A 19,058-nucleotide genomic window follows, 5' to 3' on the forward strand; every position below is an offset into this window, starting at 1 on the left:
GGGCGTAGCTCAGTGGTAGAGCACAACCTTGCCAAGGTTGGGGTCGAGAGTTCGAATCTCTTCGCCCGCTCCATTCTTCCGGACTTCTGGGGGAATGGAGCGACTATATATCTCGCGAATGGGCGGGCGTAGCTCAGTGGTAGAGCACAACCTTGCCAAGGTTGGGGTCGAGAGTTCGAATCTCTTCGCCCGCTCCATTCTCGAAAACCTTCCGAACATTTGAAGCGTCCGACAGTCGGCCCCGCCAGGGTCCGATCGACGATTCGCGTGTCGATCCCCGCCGGAGCTTCGCCTAAGCTCCGCCGCATGACTCGCATCGCATCCTGGCGCGCTGGCATGGCTGGCGTCTGTTTGGCCACGCTCATGGTCTCGGCCGCCTGGGCCGGCACGCCTTCGCCGGCGGTCCTGGCCAATCTGGTCATCCGCTACGAAGCCCTGGGCGACCCGGGCGAGGATCCCGATTCCGGTGGCGCGGCCGATGCGCGCTGGCGCCTGCCGGACGTCTCGCCGGCCGCCGACGCCGATCGCACCGCCAAGCTGAAGAAGATCCAGGCCGAACTGACGGCCATGGACATCAAGGGCCTCAACGACGACGAGCGCCTGACCCGCGACCTGCTGCTGTTCAGCCTACGCGATCGGATCGAGGCCGCCGGCTACGACGAGGCGCGGATGCCCTTCAGCAGCGACGGCGGCTTCGACGTCATGATGCTGTACCGGGCCAGCGGCATGAAGCTGCGCAACGAGGGCGAGGCCAGGCGCTGGATCGCCCTCCTGAACGGCATGCCGGGCTGGTACGCCTCGAACACCGCCAACGCCCGCCGGGGCGTGAGCACAGGCTTTGTCCAGGCGATCTCCACCGCCCAGGCCGTGCAGGAACGCGCCCAACGCGCCGTCACGACGCCCTTGGTCGACGATCCGCTGATGGCGCCGCTGCGCGCGTTGCCCGACAGCATCCCCGCCGCCACCCGCGCCGCCCTGGTCGCCGAGGGCGAGAAGGCGATGACGGACAAGGTCGCCCCGGCCCGCGCCGGCTTCGTCAAGTTCATGACCGAGGAGTACGTCCCACACGCCGCCAAGAGCCTGGCGGCCTCAGACCTGCCAAACGGCAAGACCTACTACGCGTTCCTGGCTCGTCGGCACACGACCACCGACCTGACGCCGGACCAGATTCACGACATCGGCCAGGCCGAGGTGGCCCGCATCCGCGCCCGCATGCAGGAGACCATGAAGGCCGCCGGCTTCCAGGGCGACCTGACGGCATTCATCGCCATGCTGCGCAAGGACACGCGCTTCTACGCCACCAGCCGCCAGCAACTGCTGGAGAAGTCCAGCGAGATCGCCAAGCGCGCCGACGACCAGCTGCCGGCCCATTTCGGCGTCCTGCCGCGCCTGACCTATGGTGTGCGCCCGGTGCCGGCCAGCATCGAGCAGGGCTACACGACCGGCCGCTATTTCGGCGGCGACGCCAAGGTCGGCCGGGCCGGCGGGCTGATGATCAACACCTCGGAGCTCGACCAGCGGCCGCTCTACGAGCTGCCCGCCCTGGTGCTGCACGAGGGCGCGCCGGGCCACCACATCCAGACCGCCCTGGCCGCCGAGCAGGTCAACGTGCCGGAGTTCCGTCGCAACCTCTACTTCACGGCCTTCGGCGAGGGCTGGGGCCTCTATTCGGAGTGGCTGGGCGAGGAGATGGGGATCTATCGCGATCCCTACGAACTGTTCGGCCGGCTGTCCTACGAGATGTGGCGCGCCTGCCGCCTGGTGGCCGACACCGGCATGCACTGGAAGGGCTGGAGCCTGGAACAGGCCCGCGCCTGCTTCACCGACAACACCGCCCTGTCGCCGGTGAACATCGAGGTCGAGCTGAAGCGCTACGTTTCCTGGCCAGGCCAGGCCCTGGCCTACAAGATGGGCGAGCTGAAGCTGATCGAGCTGCGCCAGCGCGCCGAAAAGAAGCTGGGCGACAAGTTCGACGAGCGGGGTTTCCACGACGCTGTGCTGCTGCATGGTTCGCTGCCGTTGTCGGTGCTGGAGACCCGCATCGACGCCTGGATCGCCCAGCAGGCCCAGCAATCGACCAAGACCAAGAAGAAGGGCTGACCATGGCCAAGATCACCGTCCTCGGCGAATGCATGGTCGAGCTGTCGCCGGAAGCCCCCCATGGGGCTCACGACGGCGGCCCGCCGCTGTACCGGATGGGCTATGCTGGCGACACCTTCAACACGGCGATCTACATGGCCCGCTTGGGCGACGAGGTCGCCTATTGCACGGCGCTGGGGCAGGGGGATCCCTTCAGCGAGGGCGTGCTGTCGACCATGCGCCGCGAGGTCATGGACACCCGCCTGGTCCGTCAGGTCGAGAACCGGCTGCCGGGCCTCTACGCCATCGTTCTGGACGATCAGGGCGAGCGGAAGTTCCACTACTGGCGTGAACGCGCCCCGATCCGTGACCTGTTCTCGGCCCACACCGCCGACCAACTGATCGAGGCGGCCAAGGCCAGCGACCTCGTCTATCTGTCGGGCGTCACCCTGGCGGTGATCGGCGACATCGGCCGGGCGCGCTTGCGGGATATCCTGACCTATGTCCACTCGCACGGCGTGGCCGTGGCCCTGGACTTCAACTACCGCCCGGCCCTGTGGCCCAATCCCGAAGCGGCCCGCGCGGCGCTGGACGGCGTCGTGCCGGCCTGCCGCTACATCTCGCTGAGCAGCGAGGACAGCCGCCCCCTCTACGGCCGCGAGGCCGAGGACCTGGCCGCCGAGTGGGCCGCCGCCGGGGCCGAGGTGGTGGCGCGCGACGAGAGCCACGCGGTCAATGTCCACCGCGCCGACGGCCGCACCGCGACGCCCGCGCCCGGTCGCGTGAAGGCCGTCGACACCACGGGGGCGGGGGACAGCTTCAACGCCGCCTATCTGTCGTCGCGCCTAGCCGGTCTTCCGATCGATGAGGCGGTTCGTCGCGCCCACGCCATGGCAGCGCTTGTGGTATCCCATCGCGGCGCGATTCTGCCCGCCGAGACTTCCCTTGAGGGCGTGCGCACAGCCTGAAGACAGTATGCTTGATTTCACTGAAAGCCTGGAGGTCGATCGCCTTCAGGCCGCTCTGACCCGACAGTTCCTGGTCCCCGCCTTGCCGGCCCTGGAAGCCATGTTCCTGGAGCTGCGCGCGCAGGCCGACCAGGCGCTGAGCGCCGAGACGGACGGCGGCTACGCCAAGGCCTATCCCAAGGGGCGCTGCATGGAGATCACCGCCGACGTCCTGGGACGCCTGCAGGGTCGCCTGGCGCGCCCGGTCTCGGCCGGCGAGAAGGCCTTGAGCGCCTTCATCAAGCGCGGCGGTCGCGTCAATTCGATGTGGGGCATCCTGCGGGAGCGCTACTTCCAGAACGCCATCCAGCTGGGCGCGCTCTATGTCGACGTCGCCAACGACACGGTCGACATCCGCAAGCCCAAGGTCGAGATCCTGCCGGTCGCCGATTCCGGCATGGCGCTGGTGCGCGACGCCGCTCACTTCGCCCAGATCGGTGAAAGCTACTGGGACGCGACCTTCTACGCCAACACGGCGCTGCCGGAGCTGGCGCCCTACTTCCCGATGATCCTGCTCCACCCGAAGGGCTATCTGCTGCTGGCGTCGCGCAACGCCTTCATGGTGCGCCTGTTCGCCCGTAACGGCTTCCGCCTGGCCGAGCAGTGGCTGAGCGAAGGGCCCCAGCTGTCGGCGGCGTCGATCGAGGCGCTGCGGGCGGCCTGCCCGCCGGACCTGCTGGGCGCCGATCTTGGGCCGGACGCGGCGCTGAACGCCTGCCGCCGGGCGCGGGGACGCAAGTGGGTGATGAACGCGGCTTCGGTGGCGAATCTCTTCGCGGCTTTCGACCGGATCCCACCGGTGAAGGCGCCGGCGGAAGACATCGCGAACGCCCGTCCGGCCGCGAGCGTAGTCATGGCTGCCGAGTAGGAAAATCAAAGGCTTAGGCCTTGGAGTGGTGAGGGGTATAGGAATATCTTCCTCTCATTGGGAAAATAAACCTATAGTCGTGTTCGCCGGTCGCACTCGCGGCCCGGAGGAGAGCACGCCATGCTGGTTCAAGCCCTTGAGGATATCTGGGCCATCTCGCCCGATCCCCGACGCGACCGCCTGACCGTCGGCTTCGTCACCCACCTGGTTTCCCTGGCCACCGGCGTTCCGGCGGCCGAGATCGCCGCCCCGAGGCGGGCCTCGCAGGCCGCCGTCCGCGCGCGGCAGTTGGCGATCTACCTGACCCACATCACCTTTCACTGGTCGCTGGCTCGCGTGGCCTTCGCCTTCGGTCGCGACCGGACCACCTGCGGCCATGCCTGCCGCAAGATCGAGGACATGCGCGAGGATGCGATCTTCGACCGCCGCCTCGCCGACCTGGAGGCTTGCTTGCGCCAGGCCCCGGCCCGCGCCGAGGATATCCCGCAATGAGCGTGGCGAGCGTCGATCAGGAGGTGGAGGCGCATCGTCTGGCCGAGCGCGCCATGCGGCTGCTGGCGAGGCCCGGCGCGGTGGTCGAGGCGCAGGGCCTGGGCTACGGCGTACGCCTGGGCGCCAGCCGCCGGCGCAGCGTGATGGTGACCCTGGATGAGGCGGCCTTCCAGGCCTTGGCGCGTGAAGCGACGCTGAAGCCGCGTCCGCAAGGCGGCTGGACCATGGCCGCGAGACCCGAACCTGTCTCTTCGCCGCCGCCGGGGCGGCCGGGCGTGATCGAGGAAGAGATCGTCCTGCCCGGAGGCGGAACGGCGAAGCGCAATCTTGGCGAGTCGCCGATCGCCTGGCTGGCCCGCCGCCGCGACGCCGAGGGCAAGCCCTGGCTGACGCCGGTCGAGGCTGCCGCCGGTGAACGCTTGCGCGAGGAGTTCGAGACCCTGGGAACCCAGGGCCGCACGACCATGCGCTGGGACCTGACGCCGCGCGTGTCCGGCGGCCGTCCGGGACTGGCCCCGGCCGAACGCGACCACGCCACGCGCGAGCGGATCGTCAGGGCCTTGCAGGCGGTCGGTCCGGGCCTGCGCGAGATCCTGGAGCGGGTCTGCCTGATGGGCTCGGCCCTGGAGACGGCCGAGCGCTCGCTGAAACTGCCGCGCCGGGCGGGCAAGACGGTCCTTAAACTCGCCCTGCAGCGCCTGGCGCAGCACTATCGGATGGCTTGAAGAGGTTAGCGGTTGCCGCCGGCCACGGCGATGATCTCGCCGGTGATCCAGAAGCTGTCCGGCGAGGCCAGGAAGGTCGCCACCGGCGCGATGTCCGAGGGCTGGCCCAGGCGGCCAAGCGGGGTCTGGGCGACCATCTGGGCTTCGAAGTCGGTGCCGACGATGCCCATGGCGTGGGTGCCTTCGGTCTCGACGCCGCCGGGCGAGATGGCGTTGACGCGGATCTTGCGCGGACCCAGCTCCTTGGCCAGCACGCGGGTGATCGAGTCCACGGCGGCCTTGGTCCCGGTGTAGACCGAAGCGGTCGGGATATCGACCGTGGTGGCCGCCGAGCTGATGTTGATGATGCTGCCGCCGTCCGGACCGAAGCGCTTGGCCGCTTCGCTGCTGGTCAGCAGCACGCCCAGGACGTTGGTGTCGAACTGGCGACGGTATTCGACTTCGCTGAACTCTTCGATCGGCGCGAAGGCGTAGACGCCGGCGTTATTGACCAGGATGTCCACGCCGCCGAAGGCCTTGGCGGTCTCGTCGAACAGGCGGGTGACATCGGCGCCGTCGGACACCGAGCCCTGGACCGCGATGGCCTTGCCGCCGGCGGCGACGATCTCGGCCACCACCTTGTCGGCGCCCTCGCGGCTGGAGGCGTAGTTGACCGTGACGGCGGCGCCGTCGGCGGCCAGGGCCTTGGCGATGGCCGCGCCGATGCCCTTCGAGGCGCCGGTGACGATGGCGGTCTTGCCCGTAAGCTTGCTCATGAATCTCTCTCCGTTCGGCCCAGGGCCGGTCGCCGTGATCGGCGTATGGTTCGACATTTAGATAATCATCGAAGTGATTCAATGAGCGGAGGGCGAGAGAATTTTTCGGCGACGTTCGATGGGTTCTATCGGCGACGCACGTTCTCGCTCCCATATGGGCGGGGAAGAGTTCGAAGGAGATGCGCAATGTCGACGACGGAACGTGCGGTGCTGGCCGGCGGCTGCTTTTGGGGGATGCAGGATCTGATCCGCAAGCGTCCGGGCGTGGTCTCCACGCGGGTCGGCTATTCGGGCGGTGACGTGCCGAACGCCACCTATCGCAACCACGGCACGCACGCCGAGGCGATCGAGATCGTCTTCGACCCGGCGGTGACCAGCTATCGCGAACTGCTGGAATTCTTCTTCCAGATCCACGACCCGTCGACCGCCAACCGTCAGGGCAACGACATCGGGCTGAGCTATCGTTCGGCGATCTACTACGAGAACGAGGCGCAGCGCGCCGTCGCGGTCGATACGATCGCCGACGTCGACGCCTCCGGGCTGTGGCCGGGCAAGGTCGTCACCGAGGTCGAGCCGGTCGGCGACTTCTGGGAAGCCGAGCCCGAGCATCAGGATTATCTGGAGCGGATCCCCAACGGCTATACCTGCCACTTCGCCCGGCCGGGCTGGCGGCTGCCGAAGCGGGCGATCGCCTAGATCTCGGCCAACTGCGCCAGGTAGGCGTTCAGCACGTCGCGCTGCAGCGACAAATAGGCGAACTTGCCCTGGCGGCAGATACGGATCAGCCCAGCGATCTCGAGCTCTTTCAGGTGATGCGACATGGTCGCGGCGGTGATCTCGTAGCCGGCGGTCAGCACGCCGCAGGGCGTGGGCTCGGCGGCGGCGCCGACGTCCCTGAGGATCTGGCGACGGCGCGGCTCGGCCAGGGCCTTGGCGATCAGGTTGATCTGCTTCTCGTCGAGAACGGGGCGGAGCGCGGCTTCCATGACCTTCATATGCGGTGGAGCGAGCACTGACGCAAACCGCGCTGCGAAAACCCCGCCCTTCGACAGGCTCAGGGTGAGGTTTTCGACTGAACGGCCCTGGCAGTAGTCCTCACCCTGAGCCTGTCGAAGGGCGGGGACGGGCCAAGATTCCTAGTGCTTCAGCATGTGCTTGATGTCGCGCATCTGGTCGTGGCCGGACTTCACCGAAGCCCAGGCCTTTTCGATCACCGCCCGGGTCTGGGGTTCGACGTCGGTGTCCTTCAGGGCCTTTTCGTACTTGGCCTTGATGTGGTCCTCGCCGGCCTCGACCTCGCTGACGACGGCCTCGTCGCCCTTGGTCACGGCGTCCTTCAGGTTCAGGAAGGCGCGGTGGGCGGCGGCCAGGAGGGTGCCGTCGTCCTTGGGCTCGCCGCCCAGGCGCCGGACCTCGTCCTGCAGTTCCGAAGCGACCGAGCGGCGCTCCTGGGCCCGGCGCTGGAACAGGTCCTGATAGCGCGAGGCGTCGGCGTCCTTGGCGGCCTCGGCATAGCCGTCGGCGCTGTCGATGGTGGTCTCGACCAGGCCGTTGACGAGCTTGATGTGGTCTTCGTTCGTATGCATCGCGCGGACTCCGCGTTGAGGAAGGGGAGCCGGGTCAACGCGGGGCGGGGGCGAACGGTTCAGCCGTCCTTGGCGGGTAGCTGGGCGCCGACATGGTCGATGCCCAGGGCCTCGCAGTGCAGGGCCTGGCGGTGGCGCTCGGCGGCGCTGGCCTTCTGTGCTTCCGTGCGCTGGTCATGGCAGGCCGGGCACGAAACGCCCTCGACATAGAGCTCCGAGGCCTGGCCCTCGGGGCTCACCGGCATCCGGCAGCCCCGGCACAGGACGTGGGTTCCGGGCGTCAGGCCGTGACCGACCGCGACGCGCTCGTCGAACACGAAGCACTCGCCGCGCCACAGGCTTTCCGGTTCCGGCACCTGCTCCAGATAGTCGAGAATGCCGCCCTTCAGGTGGAAGACGTCCTCGACGCCCTCGGCCTTCAGGAAGGCGGTCGACTTCTCGCAGCGGATGCCGCCGGTGCAGTACATGGCGACCTTCAGCGGCGCGGCGTCGGGGCCGCGCTCGGCTTCCAGGCCCTGGCGATAGCCGCGGAACCAGGCTGGGAAGTCCGAGAAGCTGGCCGTCCTGGGATCGATCGCGCCTTCGAACTGGCCGACGGCGACCTCGTAGTCGTTGCGGGTGTCGATCACCACGACGTCCGGATCGGCGATCAGGGCGTTCCAATCGGCGGGCGCGACGTAAGTCCCTGCGTCGGTCGGATCCAGGTCCGGCTCGCCCAGGGTGACGATCTCTTTCTTCAGCCGGACCTTCATCCGATAGAACGGCATGCGCTCGGCCCAGGCGGTCTTGGGCGCGAGATCGGCGCAGCCGGGCAGGGCGCGGATGTGGGCCAGCACCGCCTCGATGGCGGCGTCACCGCCGGCGATGGTGCCGTTGATCCCCTCGGGGGCCAGCAGCAGGGTGCCCTTCACGCCCAGCCCGCAGCACAGCGCCGCCAACGGCCCCTGGATCGCCGCCGGGTCGGGAAACCGCGTGAAGCGGTACAGCGCGGCGACGCGAACCTCAGCCAAGGCGAACTTTCGCGTCGTGCTGGATGCGGGCGACCATCGACTTCAGGCCATTGGAGCGCTGCGAGGACAGGGCGCCGGACAGGCCCAGCTTGTCCATCGCGCCCTTGGCGTCGAAGGCGGCGATGTCGGCGGGCATGCGGCCCGAATAGAGACGCAGCATGATGGCCACCAGGCCGCTGACGATGTGGGCGTCGCTGTCGCCCCGGAACTTCAGCGTACCGTCGGCTTGAGGTTCGGTGACCAGCCAAACCTGGCTGGCGCAGCCGCGCACCTTGTTCTCTTCCGAGCGCTCGGCGTCAGTGAGAGGCTCGAGCTCCTTGCCCAGCTCGATCACGTAGCGATAGCGCTCTTCCCAGTCGCCCAGGAGCTCGAACTCGTCGGCGAGGTCGTTGAGGGCGATGTCGATGGCGCTGGTCATGGCGGGCCAATTAGGGGGCGGTTTGCTGTATGGCAAGCGCAGCGGGTCCGTCCCCGCCCTTCGACAGGCTCAGGGTGAGGACCACTGTTGAAGCGCTTCAGTAGAAAACCTCACCCAGAGCTTGTCGAAGGGCGAGGTTTGCGGTCCTCAAGCCGCAGGCAGGATCAACCGCGCCAGGAAGCCCGCGCCCAGGCTTGACGACAGCTTCAACTGCCCGCCCATGGCGCGCGACAGCAGGTCGACGATCGGCAGGCCCAGACCCGCGCCCTCGTGGGCCCGCGTGAGGGTGGAGCCGCCCTGTTCGAACGGCTGCAGCAGACGGGGCAGTTCCGAACTCTCGACGCCCGGACCCTGGTCGCGAACGGTGATCTCCACCTCGCGTCCGATACGGGCTGCGGCAATGTGTACAACTCCCCCGGCGGGCGAGTGCGTAACGGCGTTCTGCAATAGGTTGGTGAGCATGGTCCGCAGGCCACGGCTGTCGGCCGCGACCGGGGGCAGGGCGCCTTGGCCGACCACGTGGACGATGACCTCGCGCCGGGCGATCTCGGCGCTCAGGCTCTCGATCACGTCCTCCAGCGCCTCGTCGACGGACTCCGGCGCGACCTCGATATCGGTGACGTGGCCTTCCAGTCGGGCGATCTCGACGATCTGGTTCACGAGCTTCAGCAGCTTCATGCCGCTCTCGTGCACGATGCCCGCATACTCCTTGTATTGCGGGCTTCCCAGCGGTCCGTAGAGCTCCTGGGAGAGGATCTCGGAGAAGCCGATCACGGCGTTCAGCGGGGTGCGAAGTTCGTGGCTGACCATGCGCAGGAACGAGCGCTTGCGCTCGTCCAGGGCCATGCGTCGACGCTCGGCCGCGGCCACCCGGCGCTCGGCCGGGGTGGGGTCCGCGAACGCGGGGTCGATCGAAGCGTCCATGGACGCCGGTTCTGGCATGGTGGGCTCCCGGACCTTCTGTCCGTGATGGCTTGAGCCCGGAACATGACCGACGGCGCTTACGAATCCGTTTCCGTCCACAACGAAGTGCATGGCGGGAGGTCGCTTAACGATTGTGCGGCCTTGGAGGGAACGGCCCCGCCGCGTTAAGGTTTGACGACGGTGAAACTTGTCCACCGCGCTGAAGTCGACCGGCCTTGGAAATCGAAACACTTCCAGACCCGATCCGACGCCCCGCCCCCCCGGCGGGGTTCGACCCCGCGCATGTCTGGCGCATGGGGTGGCTGGCGTTCATCTGTCTGGGCGGCGCGGCCGCGGCCTTCGCCCAGAACCCCGGCGGTTGGCCCGTCTGGGCCGCGCTGAGCGTCGGCGCGGTTCCGGCCATCGCCTCCCTGATCTTCACGCGCCAGGACGAGCGCACCCAGTCGCTTCTGCTGGTCCTGTGGGCCGTCGGCGGTTCGCTGGCGGCGGTGCTGACCGGGGGCGTCTCCGGCGCGATGGCCGCCTGGTGCCTAGCCCCGGTCGCGGCGGCCTCGATCCTGGACCAGCCCCGGCGTCTGGCCGAGGGCGCGGCCCTGGCCCTGATCGGCGGCTGCATCGCGGCCCTGGCCCAGCTTTCCGGCCTGGCCCCGCCGGCCCCGATCGGCCCGCTGGCCTTCGTCCTGGGCTTCCTGGCCCTGGTCACCACGGGCCTGGGCCTGGCCGCCGGACTGCTGATCGGCCGTCGCCGCCAGGGCGCGCGCGACGACCGCAACGCCACCGAGATCCTTTACCTGGAAACCCTGCTGGACGGTCTGCCTCATCTGGCGATCGCGGTGCGAGGCCAGGGCCAGATCACCGCCGCCCGAGGCGCGCCGCCGCCCGGGATCACGGTCGTCGATCTCGTCAACAAGGGCCTGATCGCCGCCGCCGCGCCGGGAGACCGCGCGCGCCTGACGGCCGCCATCGCCCAGGCCCAGCGCGACGGCGAGGCCTCGCTGATCTTCAATCCGGTGCTGGGCGTCGAGCGCTCGGTCGCCATCGACTTGCACCGCGTGGCCCCCAGCCAGCTGGTCGGCGTGCTGCGCGACGTCACCGTCGAGCGCAATCGCGAGACCGCCCTGGACCAGGCCCGCGCCGACGCCGAGGCCCTGGCCGCCGGCCGCGCCCGCTTCCTGGCCAATATGAGCCACGAGCTGCGCACGCCGCTGAACGCCATCATGGGCTTCTCGGACATCATGCGCGCCAAGATGTTCGGCACGCTCAGCGATCGTTATGCCGAATATGCCGAGCTTATCCACGAAAGCGGCGGCCACCTGCTGGACCTGATCAACGACGTGCTGGACATGTCCAAGATCGAGGCCGAGCGCTTCGAGCTGCAGCGCGGCGTCTTCGACGCCCGCGAGGCGGTGCAGGCGGCCATGCGCCTGCTGCGCGTCCAGGCCGACACCGCCAGCGTCCAGCTGCGCGGCGTGCTGCCGCCGGGCGATCTGGAGGTCGACGCCGACCGCCGCGCCCTGAAGCAGATCGTGCTGAACCTCGTCTCCAACGCCCTGAAGTTCACCCCGCGCGGCGGCCAGGTGACGGTCACGGCGCACGGCTATGACGGGGTGCTGGAGATCGTCGTCGCCGACACCGGCGTCGGCATCAGCCCGGAAGATCTCGAGCGCCTGGGCCGTCCCTACGAGCAGGCCGGCGGCGCCGAGCAGCGCTCGCGTGGCACGGGCCTTGGCCTGTCGCTGGTGCGGGCCTTCGCCAAGCTGCACGGCGGCGAGATGGTCATCGAGAGCCGCCTGGGCGCGGGCACCACCGTCTCGGTGCGCCTGCCGGTGCTGCTGGCCCCGCCGGCCGTCGAGGCGCCGGTCGCGCCGCCGATCGCCGTGCCGGTTCCGCCGACCATTCAGCAGGTCGCGGTGTCGCCGACGACCCTGGGCGACAACATCATCGCCTTCTCGCCGCGCGCCAGTGGCGAGCTCTGATCCGACCGCCTCGGCGCGGCCTTTCCTGCCCGCCAAGGACTTCGCGGTCAGCCGCGCCTTCTACCAGGCCCTGGGCTTTGAGACCTTGCTGGACGGCGAGGTGGCGATCTTCGGCATGGGCCAGACCGGCTTCATCCTGCAGCGCTACTACCAGCAGCAGTGGGCCGAGAACTTCATGATGCAGCTGATGGTCGACGACCTGGACGCCTGGTGGGCGCGTATCCAGAGCCTCGACCTGCCGGGCCGCTTCGACGTCCAGCCGCCCAAGGCTCCGGCCCTGCAGCCCTGGGGGCTGAAGGTCGCCTATGTCTACGATCCGGCCGGGGTGCTGTGGCACGTGTGCCAGCGCCGGCCCGGCGCGGTGCAGGACTAGCGTAGACTAGATCTACCGCAAGAAAGCCCGGCCGGCCGCGAAGTCGCCGACCTCGACATAGGCCTTGCGGGTCACCTCGTCGCCGCGACCGGCGAAGGCGAACTCCACCGTCACCGCCTCGCGCGGATCCAGCTGCGAGATCGCGTCGGCCACGGCCGGCGGGAAGCGGAAGGCCAGGCCCGTCTTGGCGCCGGTCGGCAGCAGGGTGAGGGGAGCCTCTTCCCGGGTCTCGGCCGTGAACACCAGGCTGGCGCTACGCGGCGCGACCTTGCCCGACAGGTTCCGGCCCGAGCGGGCGTCGATATAGGGACCCAGCGTGCGGTTGGTGTCGCGCACCACGATCCGGGCGACATAGGGCCGCTGGCCGTTTTCGAAGGTCGCGACGGCGGTCACCGCCTTGGCGCGGCCCGCGAGGCCGAACATCAGGCGGTCGGCGCCGAAGCTGGCCGGTTGCGACAGCCGCCATACGGGGATGGTCGCCGAGACCGAGCGCTCGGCCTTCCACGCGGCGACGTCGCCCGGATAGTTCATCGCCATCAGCTGCGAGTAGCCGTCGAAGGCCTTCTTCACGCGGCTGGCGGCCAGGGTCAGGTCCTTGGAGTCGCAGGCCGCGCCGGCGGCCTTGCCGCGCGCGCGTTGCTCCAGGGCGGTGACCTGCTGCTCGCTGGCGCCCGAGCGCAGCGTCGCGCCCCGGGCCTGGGCGCGGGAGGCGTCGAGCGCGGCCGAGATCGTGGGCGTGAACAGCCGGCAGCGGCCATCGGCCGCCGTCATCAGCGTGCGTTCGTAGAGCTGGTCGGCGGCGTTGGCGGCAAGCAGCGCGGTGGGAGCGGCCATGGCCACGAGCCCAATCGACACCCCGATCCATCGCGCCACGCGACCTTTCTGGTCGTTATTCGGCGTCATTTTCTCGTATGCTTCGAGACTTGAAGGGCGAGCTATGCGCCCCTTGTGGTTGCGGTTCGGTTAGCGATGCTTCTTTCGACGGATATCTGGGTCGGCGCTCTGATCCGCCGCGCCGAGCTGGGTGGCGCCTTCGCCATGGTGGCCCGCAAGGGCGATGCGCGGGCCGGGGCGGTGCTGGTCAAGATCGTGGACCGTCGAGCCAACACCGCCCGTCTCTACAGCGAGGCCATGCGCGGCGATGGCGAGCGCTTCTGGATGCAGCCGGTCCGCTCGGAGTTCGAGCCGGACCTCGACGCCTATGCCGAGCGCGCCGCCCGCATCGATCCCGATGTCTGGGTAGTCGAAATCGAGGACCGCGAGGGGCGGCATTTCCTGACGGAGCCGGTCGAGGCCTGAATCTCGATAGGCGGCTTGAATCTTATAAGTGGAGCGCGTGTGGACAACTCGACTCCTGGGCTACGTTAACCCTGCTCCTAAACCGGACCTAAAGCGTGTTGGCGGCATGGTGCGCGGGCTTTCGAACCCCATCGAACCCAGTAGCCGCCATGCTTTTCCTGATGAACGACGTCGTCCTGAGCTTCGAAGCGGCCGAACTGGCGCCGCCGATGACGCGCGACCGTTTCGCGGCGCTGTCGCTGAACTATGTCGGGGAACTGGGCAAGGAGCTCTTCGCCGAAGAGCCGCTGCTGCACCGCAAGGACCTGGAGCGCGTCCAGCGCCTGGCGGCCCTGATCATCGCCAAGGCCCCCGACGTCAATGCGGCTCTGTTCGTGGCGCCGGCGCGCGGGTGCCGGGTGGCCGATGTGCAGGTGCGTTACGCTCAGCTGAGCGTGGAAGTCATGGGTGCGCTGCTGCAGCGCCAGAAGGCCGGCGGTCTCACCAATGTCGAAGCCGACCGTCAGGTCTGGCGTCGCCTGGCCGCCTAGCCTCTCTTTTTTGGCGCACGTCCGGGCGGCGAACCGCCCACACTTCGCCTGACGTGCTTGTCAGCCAACCAGACTGATCAACCAGCTCAATGTCACCGCCAGGACGACTAGTCCGGCCAGGGTGACGCCGAAGCACAGCGCGCTGGTGGCCGGGTGCTGCCGGCTCGTGGCGCGATGATGATGGTCAAGCAGAGCCATCTTTCGATTTCCTCCATCCGCCCATCGATCTGACGTCGATAGTGCGTGATTGGGGAAGCATGACTCCAAACCCATTGTTCGAATAGGGGTATTTTGACGCAGTTCCGGGCAGGTCAAGTCGCCATACGGACTGGTTTGCCTTGCTAAGCGCGGGTCCCGCCGCCTAGCTTCAATTCGGGGTTGTGAATTGGGGGCGAGATGGTTTCGGGATTCGGCCGCGCGGTTCTGGGCGCGGCGCTCGGCGTGGTGATGCTGGGCGGAGCGGGCGCGGCCCATGCCGAGTGGCAGAAGGCAGAGAGCGCCCACTTCGTGGTCTATAGCGACGGCGGCGAAGGCGGCCTGCGCGACTTCACCGCCAAGCTAGAGGATTTCGACGCCCTGCTGCGCCTGTTCCACGGCCGGGCGGCCGACCAGGACGACGGCGCGCGCAAGCTGGACATCTATCTGGTGCGCAGCGCCGACCAGCTGCGCCGCGCCTTCCCGGAGGTCGAACATGCCGCGGGCGTCTATACGGCGGGGACGGGGGACATCTTCGCGGTGGCGATCCGCAAGTCGGACGGCCTGGCCGACGACTCCGTGCTGCACGAATACGTCCACCACTTCATGCTGCAGCACTATCCGGGCGTCTATCCGGCCTGGCTGGTCGAGGGCTACGCCGAGTACTTCATGACGGCGAACTTCGAGGACAAGAAGGTCCTGGTCGGCGCGCCGAACGGGGCGCGGGTGTCCAACCTGCTGAACGGGTCCTGGGTGTCGTCGCGCGACCTGCTGACCAAGCGCTCCAGCCAGCTGACCGACCGGCAGAGCGCCCTCTACTATGGCCAGGCCTGGCTGCTGGCCCACTACATGCTGTCGGACCCCGAGCGGAAGAAGCAGCTGTCGGCCTTTGTCGCTGCCACGGCGCGGGGCGACGATCCCCTGACCGTCTGGCCCAAGGCGACCGGGATCGCGGTCAACGATCTCGAGACCGTCATGCGCGGCTATCTGCGCAGCGCCATCCCCAACAAGACGTTGGTCCGTGACAAGCAGCCCGACTTCCCGATGACGGTCGCGACGCTGCCGGCCTCGGCGGGCGATCTGCTGCTGGAGAACCAACTGGCCAAGCGCGGTCCGCCCAAGGAGCTGGGCGAGCGCCTGCTGAAGACGGTCCGCGCCGACGCCGCCCGGTATCCGGGCGACCGCCTGGCGACCCTGGCCCTGGCGCGGGTCGAGGCCGGCTATGGCGATCGAGCGGTGGCGGACAAGCTGCTGGATGACTGGATCGCCGGCCACGCCGACGACGCCGAAGCCCTGCGGCTGGCCGGCGAAAGCCGCCTGGATGCGGCCAAGGCGTTGGAGGGCAAGCCGGAGAGCAAGGTCCTGGTCGCCGAGGCGGCCCGTTTCTTCGGTCGCGCCAACAAGGCCCAGCCGGACACCTACCAGACGCTCTACGACTTCGCCCGGACGCGCATGGGCGAGCCAGGCTATCCGACCGACAACACCCTGAACGTGCTGGAGCTGTCCTCGCAGCTGGCGCCCCAGGTGCTGACGATCCGCTTCACCGCCGGCCAGGCCCTTGCGGCGCGGGGACGCTATGGCGATGCGGTGCGGATGTTGGAGCCGGTCGCCAACAACCCCCACGGCGGCAAGAGCGCGGACGCGGCGGCCGAGCTGCTGAAGGCGATCCACGAAAAGACCGGCGCGGCGGCGAAGTAGGGCGGGCTGTCACAAAACGGCGCTTGAAGTCGCTCCAGAAAGCCGCATAGCCTCAATTTAAGATTGCGGTTGGGGTGGCGTGATGCGTCGGGGCGTGAAGATGGGTTGGCTCGCGGGTCTTCTGGCGGGCGCGGCGATGGTGCTTCCGGCGACCGCCCACGCCGAATGGAAGCGGGCCGAGAGCCAGCACTTCATCGTCTACGGACACGGCGAGCGATCCGTCCGCGAATACGCCGTGATGCTGGAGGACTTCGACGACCTGCTGCGCCGCCTGCACGGGCGACCCAAGGACGACGCGGCCGCGCGCAAGCTGCCGGTCTATCTGGTCTCGGACCTGTCGGACGTCCAGCGGGTCAATCCGAAGCTGGAGCGTGTGGCGGGCGTCTATTTCTCGGCCCCGGGCGAGGTGTTCGCCATGGCCATCCGCGACGTGGTCGGCGGCGACAACGACCAGAACCGCGGCGATGACGCGGTACTGCACGAGTACGTCCACCACTTCATGATGCGCTACTACCCCAGCGCCTATCCGGCCTGGCTCGTCGAGGGCTACGCCGAGTACTACATGACCGCCGATCTCGGGAAGCAACGGCTGACGGTCGGGGGCTTCAACGCAGGCCGCGCCCGCACCCTGACCCGTCCGGGCAGCTGGATTCCGATGGAAGACGTGCTGGGCAAGACCACCCAGCAGCTGAAGAAGGACGAGGGCGCGTCGTACTACGCCCAGGCCTGGCTGCTGACCCACTACATCGTCTCGGACCCGGACCGGTACCGCAAGCTCAAGCCCTACCTGGAGGCGGCGCGTACGACCCAAGACCCGGTGGGCGCCTGGAAGACGGTCTATGGCGACGACGCCGAGGGCCTGGGCCGCAAGCTGAAGAGCTACATGGGCAAGCCGATCGCCGCCGGGGCCCTGCCGCGCAACCCGGGCGACGAGGCTGGGATCACGGTGACCAGCCTGTCGCCGGGCGCCGACGACCTGCTGCTGGAGTGGCAGCGCCTGAAGCTGGGCGTGCCCGAGGCCGACCGGGAGGGATTCCTGGCCAATGTCCGCAAGCGCGCCGCGCGCCAGCCGGACGACCGCTTCTCGCGCCTGGTGCTGGCGCGGGCCGAGACCCGCTATGGCGATCGCGCGGCGGGGGAGGCGACGCTGAACGCCCTGCTGACCGCCGATCCCAAAGACCTGGACGCCCTGATCGTGCTGGGCGAGAGCCGCCTGAGCGCCGGCCGCGTCGACCAGGCCGCCCGGCCAGCCGCCTTCGCCGACGCCGGCAAGTTGTTCGCCCGCGCCTTCAAGATCGACCCGGACGACCCGGTGGTGCTACGCGGCTATGCCGACTCCCAAGCCTTGAAACCGATCGACGAGAACATCGTCAATGTGCGACTCAAGGCCCTGCGGGTCTCGCCACAGGTGGCGGCGTACCGGCTGGAGGCTGCCAAGGCGCTGATCGCCTTCAACGACCTGGACCTCGCCCGCAACGTCCTGACGCCGCTGGCGGCCAGCCCGCACGGCGGCGACAAGGCCGCGGCGGCCCAGGCCATGTTGAAGTCGATGCCGGAAGCCAAGCCGGCCGCGGAGAAGAAGGGTTGAGCATGCGTCGATCGATGTCGCGGCGGACATTCGCGGTCAGCGCCGCGATGGCGCCCCTGGCGCTTTCGACGGGCGCACGCGCCCAGACGACCGGCGACTGGCTGCATACCAGCACGCCGTCGTTCTCGCTCTATGGCCGGGTCAGCCAGAAGACCCTGGTCGAGATGGCCAACGACCTTGAGGACTTCGCGGGCCTGCTGCGCGCCCTGCACGGTCTGAGCGGCCCCGGCGACGAGCGGCCCCTGCCGATCTATGTGACGCCGCGACAGTCGGATCTTCTGCGCATCCGGCCGGACCTGGCTCCCTATATCGCCGGCTATTACAGCGCCTCGGTCGGCGATGTGTTCGCCGCGCTGAGCCTGGAGGGCGACGACGAACGCGGTCGGCAGGTGCTGTTCCACGAATACACCCACCACTTCATGAAGCAGCATGCGCCGGCCGCCTACGCCTCGTGGCTGGTCGAAGGCTATGCCGAGTACTTCATGACGGCGCGCTTCAAGCCGGATGTCGTGGAGGTGGGCGTCACCAGCCGGCGGGTCGCCTGGCTACGCGGCACCAACACCTGGACGCCGTTCGAGGAGATCCTGGGGCGGCGGGCCCTGACGGGGCGCCGGACCGACATCGCCGCCTTCTACGCCCAGTCCTGGATCCTGACCCACTACATGATGTCGGATCCCGAGCGCCTGGTCCGGCTGACCCGCTACGCCCAGGCCGTGGCCGACGGCGGCGATCCGGTGGCCCTGGCGCCCGAGGCGGTCGGCATGCCGCTGGCGGACCTGGAGCGCGTCCTCCAGCGCTACATGGGCTCGTTGCCGGGGCGGCGCATGGCGCGTCCGCCGTCGAGCGCCCGGCAGTTGACGGTCACGCGCCTGTCGGCCTCGGCGGACGACCTCCTGCTGGAGAACCAGCGGCTGAAGATGGGCGTGCCCAGGGAGAAGCGTCCCGAGGTCCTGGCCATGATCCGCGAGCGCGCGGCCCGCTATCCCGGCGATCGCCTGGCCGAGCTGACCCTGGCGCGGGCCGAGAACGACTTCGGCGATCGGAGCAAGGCCCAGGCCCTGCTGAAGCATCGCGTCGAGGCCGATCCGCGCGACGTGGAGGCGATCCAGACCCTGGGTTGGTCGTACATGCTGGAGGCCCGGGCCAATCCCGCCCAGGCGCCGCAGCTGCTGAAGGAGGCGCGCGACTGGTTCGGCAAGGGTTTCGCCGTCGACGCCAACAACGCGCTGCTGCTCTACGACTACGCCATCAGCCGCAACCGGGAGCCGGGCTATCCCAACGACAACGCCGTCAACGTGCTGCTGCGCGCCCAGCAGTTGGCGCCGCAGGTGGCGCAGTTCCGCATCGCCGCCGCCGACGCCCTGATGCGGCGCGACCGTTTCGACGAAGCCGCGGCCATGGTCGAGCCGGTGTTCAACGATCCGCACGCCGGACCCCAGGCGGCCGAGGCCAGGCGGCGTTTCGAGGAGGCCATCGCCCGGCGACGGCCGACCGGAGCCGCCGTGGAAGGTGACAAGGACGCTCCGGAGGGGTAG

21 protein-coding genes and 1 tRNA gene are annotated in these 19,058 nt (G+C 68.8%); 14 read left to right on the forward strand and 8 right to left on the reverse strand.

Annotated features, from left to right (window positions below):
* Positions 1-122: 122 nt before the first annotated feature.
* From AC07NN_RS12115 to AC07NN_RS12140, 6 genes are all read left to right on the forward strand, one after another.
* Positions 123-197: transfer RNA gene (locus tag AC07NN_RS12115), tRNA-Gly, on the forward strand.
* A gap of 109 nt (positions 198-306) precedes the next feature.
* Complete coding sequence (locus tag AC07NN_RS12120) at positions 307-2,100, forward strand: DUF885 domain-containing protein (protein ID WP_494640998.1); 1,794 nt, start codon at positions 307-309, stop codon at positions 2,098-2,100.
* 2 nt (positions 2,101-2,102) lie between these two features.
* Complete coding sequence (locus AC07NN_RS12125; RefSeq protein WP_494641000.1) at positions 2,103-3,047, forward strand: sugar kinase; 945 nt, start codon at positions 2,103-2,105, stop codon at positions 3,045-3,047.
* A gap of 7 nt (positions 3,048-3,054) precedes the next feature.
* Entirely contained in the window at positions 3,055-3,954 is a 900-nt protein-coding gene (locus AC07NN_RS12130; RefSeq protein WP_494641002.1) for a hypothetical protein, read from the forward strand.
* 120 nt (positions 3,955-4,074) lie between these two features.
* On the forward strand, positions 4,075-4,446 hold the full coding sequence (gene gafY / locus AC07NN_RS12135) for a gene transfer agent production transcriptional regulator GafY/HdaB (RefSeq protein ID WP_494641004.1): 372 nt from the start codon (positions 4,075-4,077) through the stop codon (positions 4,444-4,446).
* The gene (locus AC07NN_RS12140) at positions 4,443-5,171 is read left to right on the forward strand and encodes a DUF6456 domain-containing protein (protein ID WP_494641006.1); all 729 of its coding nucleotides are present in this window, start codon (positions 4,443-4,445) and stop codon (positions 5,169-5,171) included. Before gafY ends, AC07NN_RS12140 begins: the two co-directional genes overlap by 4 nt.
* Before the next feature lie 5 nt (positions 5,172-5,176).
* Here AC07NN_RS12140 and AC07NN_RS12145 read toward each other — a convergent pair whose 3' ends face one another.
* Entirely contained in the window at positions 5,177-5,926 is a 750-nt protein-coding gene (locus AC07NN_RS12145) for a glucose 1-dehydrogenase (RefSeq protein ID WP_494641008.1), read from the reverse strand.
* A 186-nt stretch (positions 5,927-6,112) separates the two neighbouring features.
* Between AC07NN_RS12145 and msrA the strand changes: the two genes are divergently transcribed.
* On the forward strand, positions 6,113-6,622 hold the full coding sequence (gene msrA / locus AC07NN_RS12150) for a peptide-methionine (S)-S-oxide reductase MsrA (protein ID WP_494641010.1): 510 nt from the start codon (positions 6,113-6,115) through the stop codon (positions 6,620-6,622).
* Here the strand turns inward: msrA and AC07NN_RS12155 are convergent.
* The 5 genes from AC07NN_RS12155 to AC07NN_RS12175 all read right to left on the reverse strand — a co-directional run bounded on the left by AC07NN_RS12155 (position 6,619) and on the right by AC07NN_RS12175 (position 9,882).
* On the reverse strand, positions 6,619-6,912 hold the full coding sequence (locus AC07NN_RS12155; RefSeq protein ID WP_494641012.1) for an ArsR/SmtB family transcription factor: 294 nt from the start codon (positions 6,910-6,912) through the stop codon (positions 6,619-6,621). The two genes, msrA and AC07NN_RS12155, sit on opposite strands and share 4 nt — an antisense overlap.
* Before the next feature lie 150 nt (positions 6,913-7,062).
* Complete coding sequence (locus tag AC07NN_RS12160) at positions 7,063-7,512, reverse strand: PA2169 family four-helix-bundle protein (RefSeq protein WP_494641014.1); 450 nt, start codon at positions 7,510-7,512, stop codon at positions 7,063-7,065.
* Between the two features lie 59 nt (positions 7,513-7,571).
* Positions 7,572-8,522: an oxygen-dependent tRNA uridine(34) hydroxylase TrhO gene (trhO, locus tag AC07NN_RS12165; RefSeq protein ID WP_494641016.1), complete on the reverse strand. Its 951-nt coding sequence runs from the start codon at positions 8,520-8,522 to the stop codon at positions 7,572-7,574.
* Positions 8,515-8,940, reverse strand: coding sequence for a SufE family protein (locus AC07NN_RS12170; RefSeq protein WP_494641018.1), 426 nt, complete (start codon positions 8,938-8,940; stop codon positions 8,515-8,517). Before AC07NN_RS12170 ends, trhO begins: the two co-directional genes overlap by 8 nt.
* 147 nt (positions 8,941-9,087) lie before the next feature.
* Positions 9,088-9,882 (reverse strand): sensor histidine kinase, encoded by a 795-nt coding sequence (locus tag AC07NN_RS12175; RefSeq protein ID WP_494641020.1) that lies wholly within the window; start codon positions 9,880-9,882, stop codon positions 9,088-9,090.
* A gap of 197 nt (positions 9,883-10,079) precedes the next feature.
* Here AC07NN_RS12175 and divJ point away from each other — a divergent pair, with 197 nt between their 5' ends.
* The gene (divJ, locus tag AC07NN_RS12180; protein ID WP_494641022.1) at positions 10,080-11,840 is read left to right on the forward strand and encodes a cell cycle sensor histidine kinase DivJ; all 1,761 of its coding nucleotides are present in this window, start codon (positions 10,080-10,082) and stop codon (positions 11,838-11,840) included.
* Positions 11,827-12,213 (forward strand): VOC family protein, encoded by a 387-nt coding sequence (locus AC07NN_RS12185; protein WP_494641024.1) that lies wholly within the window; start codon positions 11,827-11,829, stop codon positions 12,211-12,213. Before divJ ends, AC07NN_RS12185 begins: the two co-directional genes overlap by 14 nt.
* A 12-nt stretch (positions 12,214-12,225) precedes the next feature.
* On the opposite strand, the gene AC07NN_RS12190 is transcribed toward AC07NN_RS12185, so the two are convergent.
* Entirely contained in the window at positions 12,226-13,116 is an 891-nt protein-coding gene (locus tag AC07NN_RS12190) for a hypothetical protein (protein WP_494641026.1), read from the reverse strand.
* Between the two features lie 66 nt (positions 13,117-13,182).
* On the opposite strand from AC07NN_RS12190, the gene AC07NN_RS12195 reads away from it, so the two are divergent.
* On the forward strand, positions 13,183-13,512 hold the full coding sequence (locus AC07NN_RS12195) for a DUF1491 family protein (RefSeq protein WP_494641027.1): 330 nt from the start codon (positions 13,183-13,185) through the stop codon (positions 13,510-13,512).
* Between the two features lie 149 nt (positions 13,513-13,661).
* Positions 13,662-14,042 carry a hypothetical protein gene (locus AC07NN_RS12200; RefSeq protein WP_494641029.1) on the forward strand — a complete coding sequence of 127 codons (381 nt, stop codon included), beginning with the start codon at positions 13,662-13,664 and terminating at the stop codon, positions 14,040-14,042.
* Between the two features lie 60 nt (positions 14,043-14,102).
* On the opposite strand, the gene AC07NN_RS12205 is transcribed toward AC07NN_RS12200, so the two are convergent.
* A complete protein-coding gene (locus AC07NN_RS12205) occupies positions 14,103-14,240 on the reverse strand; it encodes a hypothetical protein (RefSeq protein ID WP_494641031.1) in 138 nt (45 codons plus the stop codon).
* Positions 14,241-14,438: 198 nt separating this feature from the next.
* Between AC07NN_RS12205 and AC07NN_RS12210 the strand changes: the two genes are divergently transcribed.
* The 3 genes from AC07NN_RS12210 to AC07NN_RS12220 all read left to right on the forward strand — a co-directional run bounded on the left by AC07NN_RS12210 (position 14,439) and on the right by AC07NN_RS12220 (position 19,058).
* Positions 14,439-15,935: a DUF1570 domain-containing protein gene (locus AC07NN_RS12210; RefSeq protein ID WP_494641033.1), complete on the forward strand. Its 1,497-nt coding sequence runs from the start codon at positions 14,439-14,441 to the stop codon at positions 15,933-15,935.
* A 100-nt stretch (positions 15,936-16,035) separates the two neighbouring features.
* Positions 16,036-17,523, forward strand: coding sequence for a DUF1570 domain-containing protein (locus AC07NN_RS12215; RefSeq protein WP_494641035.1), 1,488 nt, complete (start codon positions 16,036-16,038; stop codon positions 17,521-17,523).
* Positions 17,524-17,525: 2 nt separating this feature from the next.
* Positions 17,526-19,058 (forward strand): tetratricopeptide repeat protein, encoded by a 1,533-nt coding sequence (locus tag AC07NN_RS12220; RefSeq protein ID WP_494641037.1) that lies wholly within the window; start codon positions 17,526-17,528, stop codon positions 19,056-19,058.

The sequence above is a fragment of the Caulobacter sp. GW821-FHT09H08 genome (genome assembly GCF_059415885.1).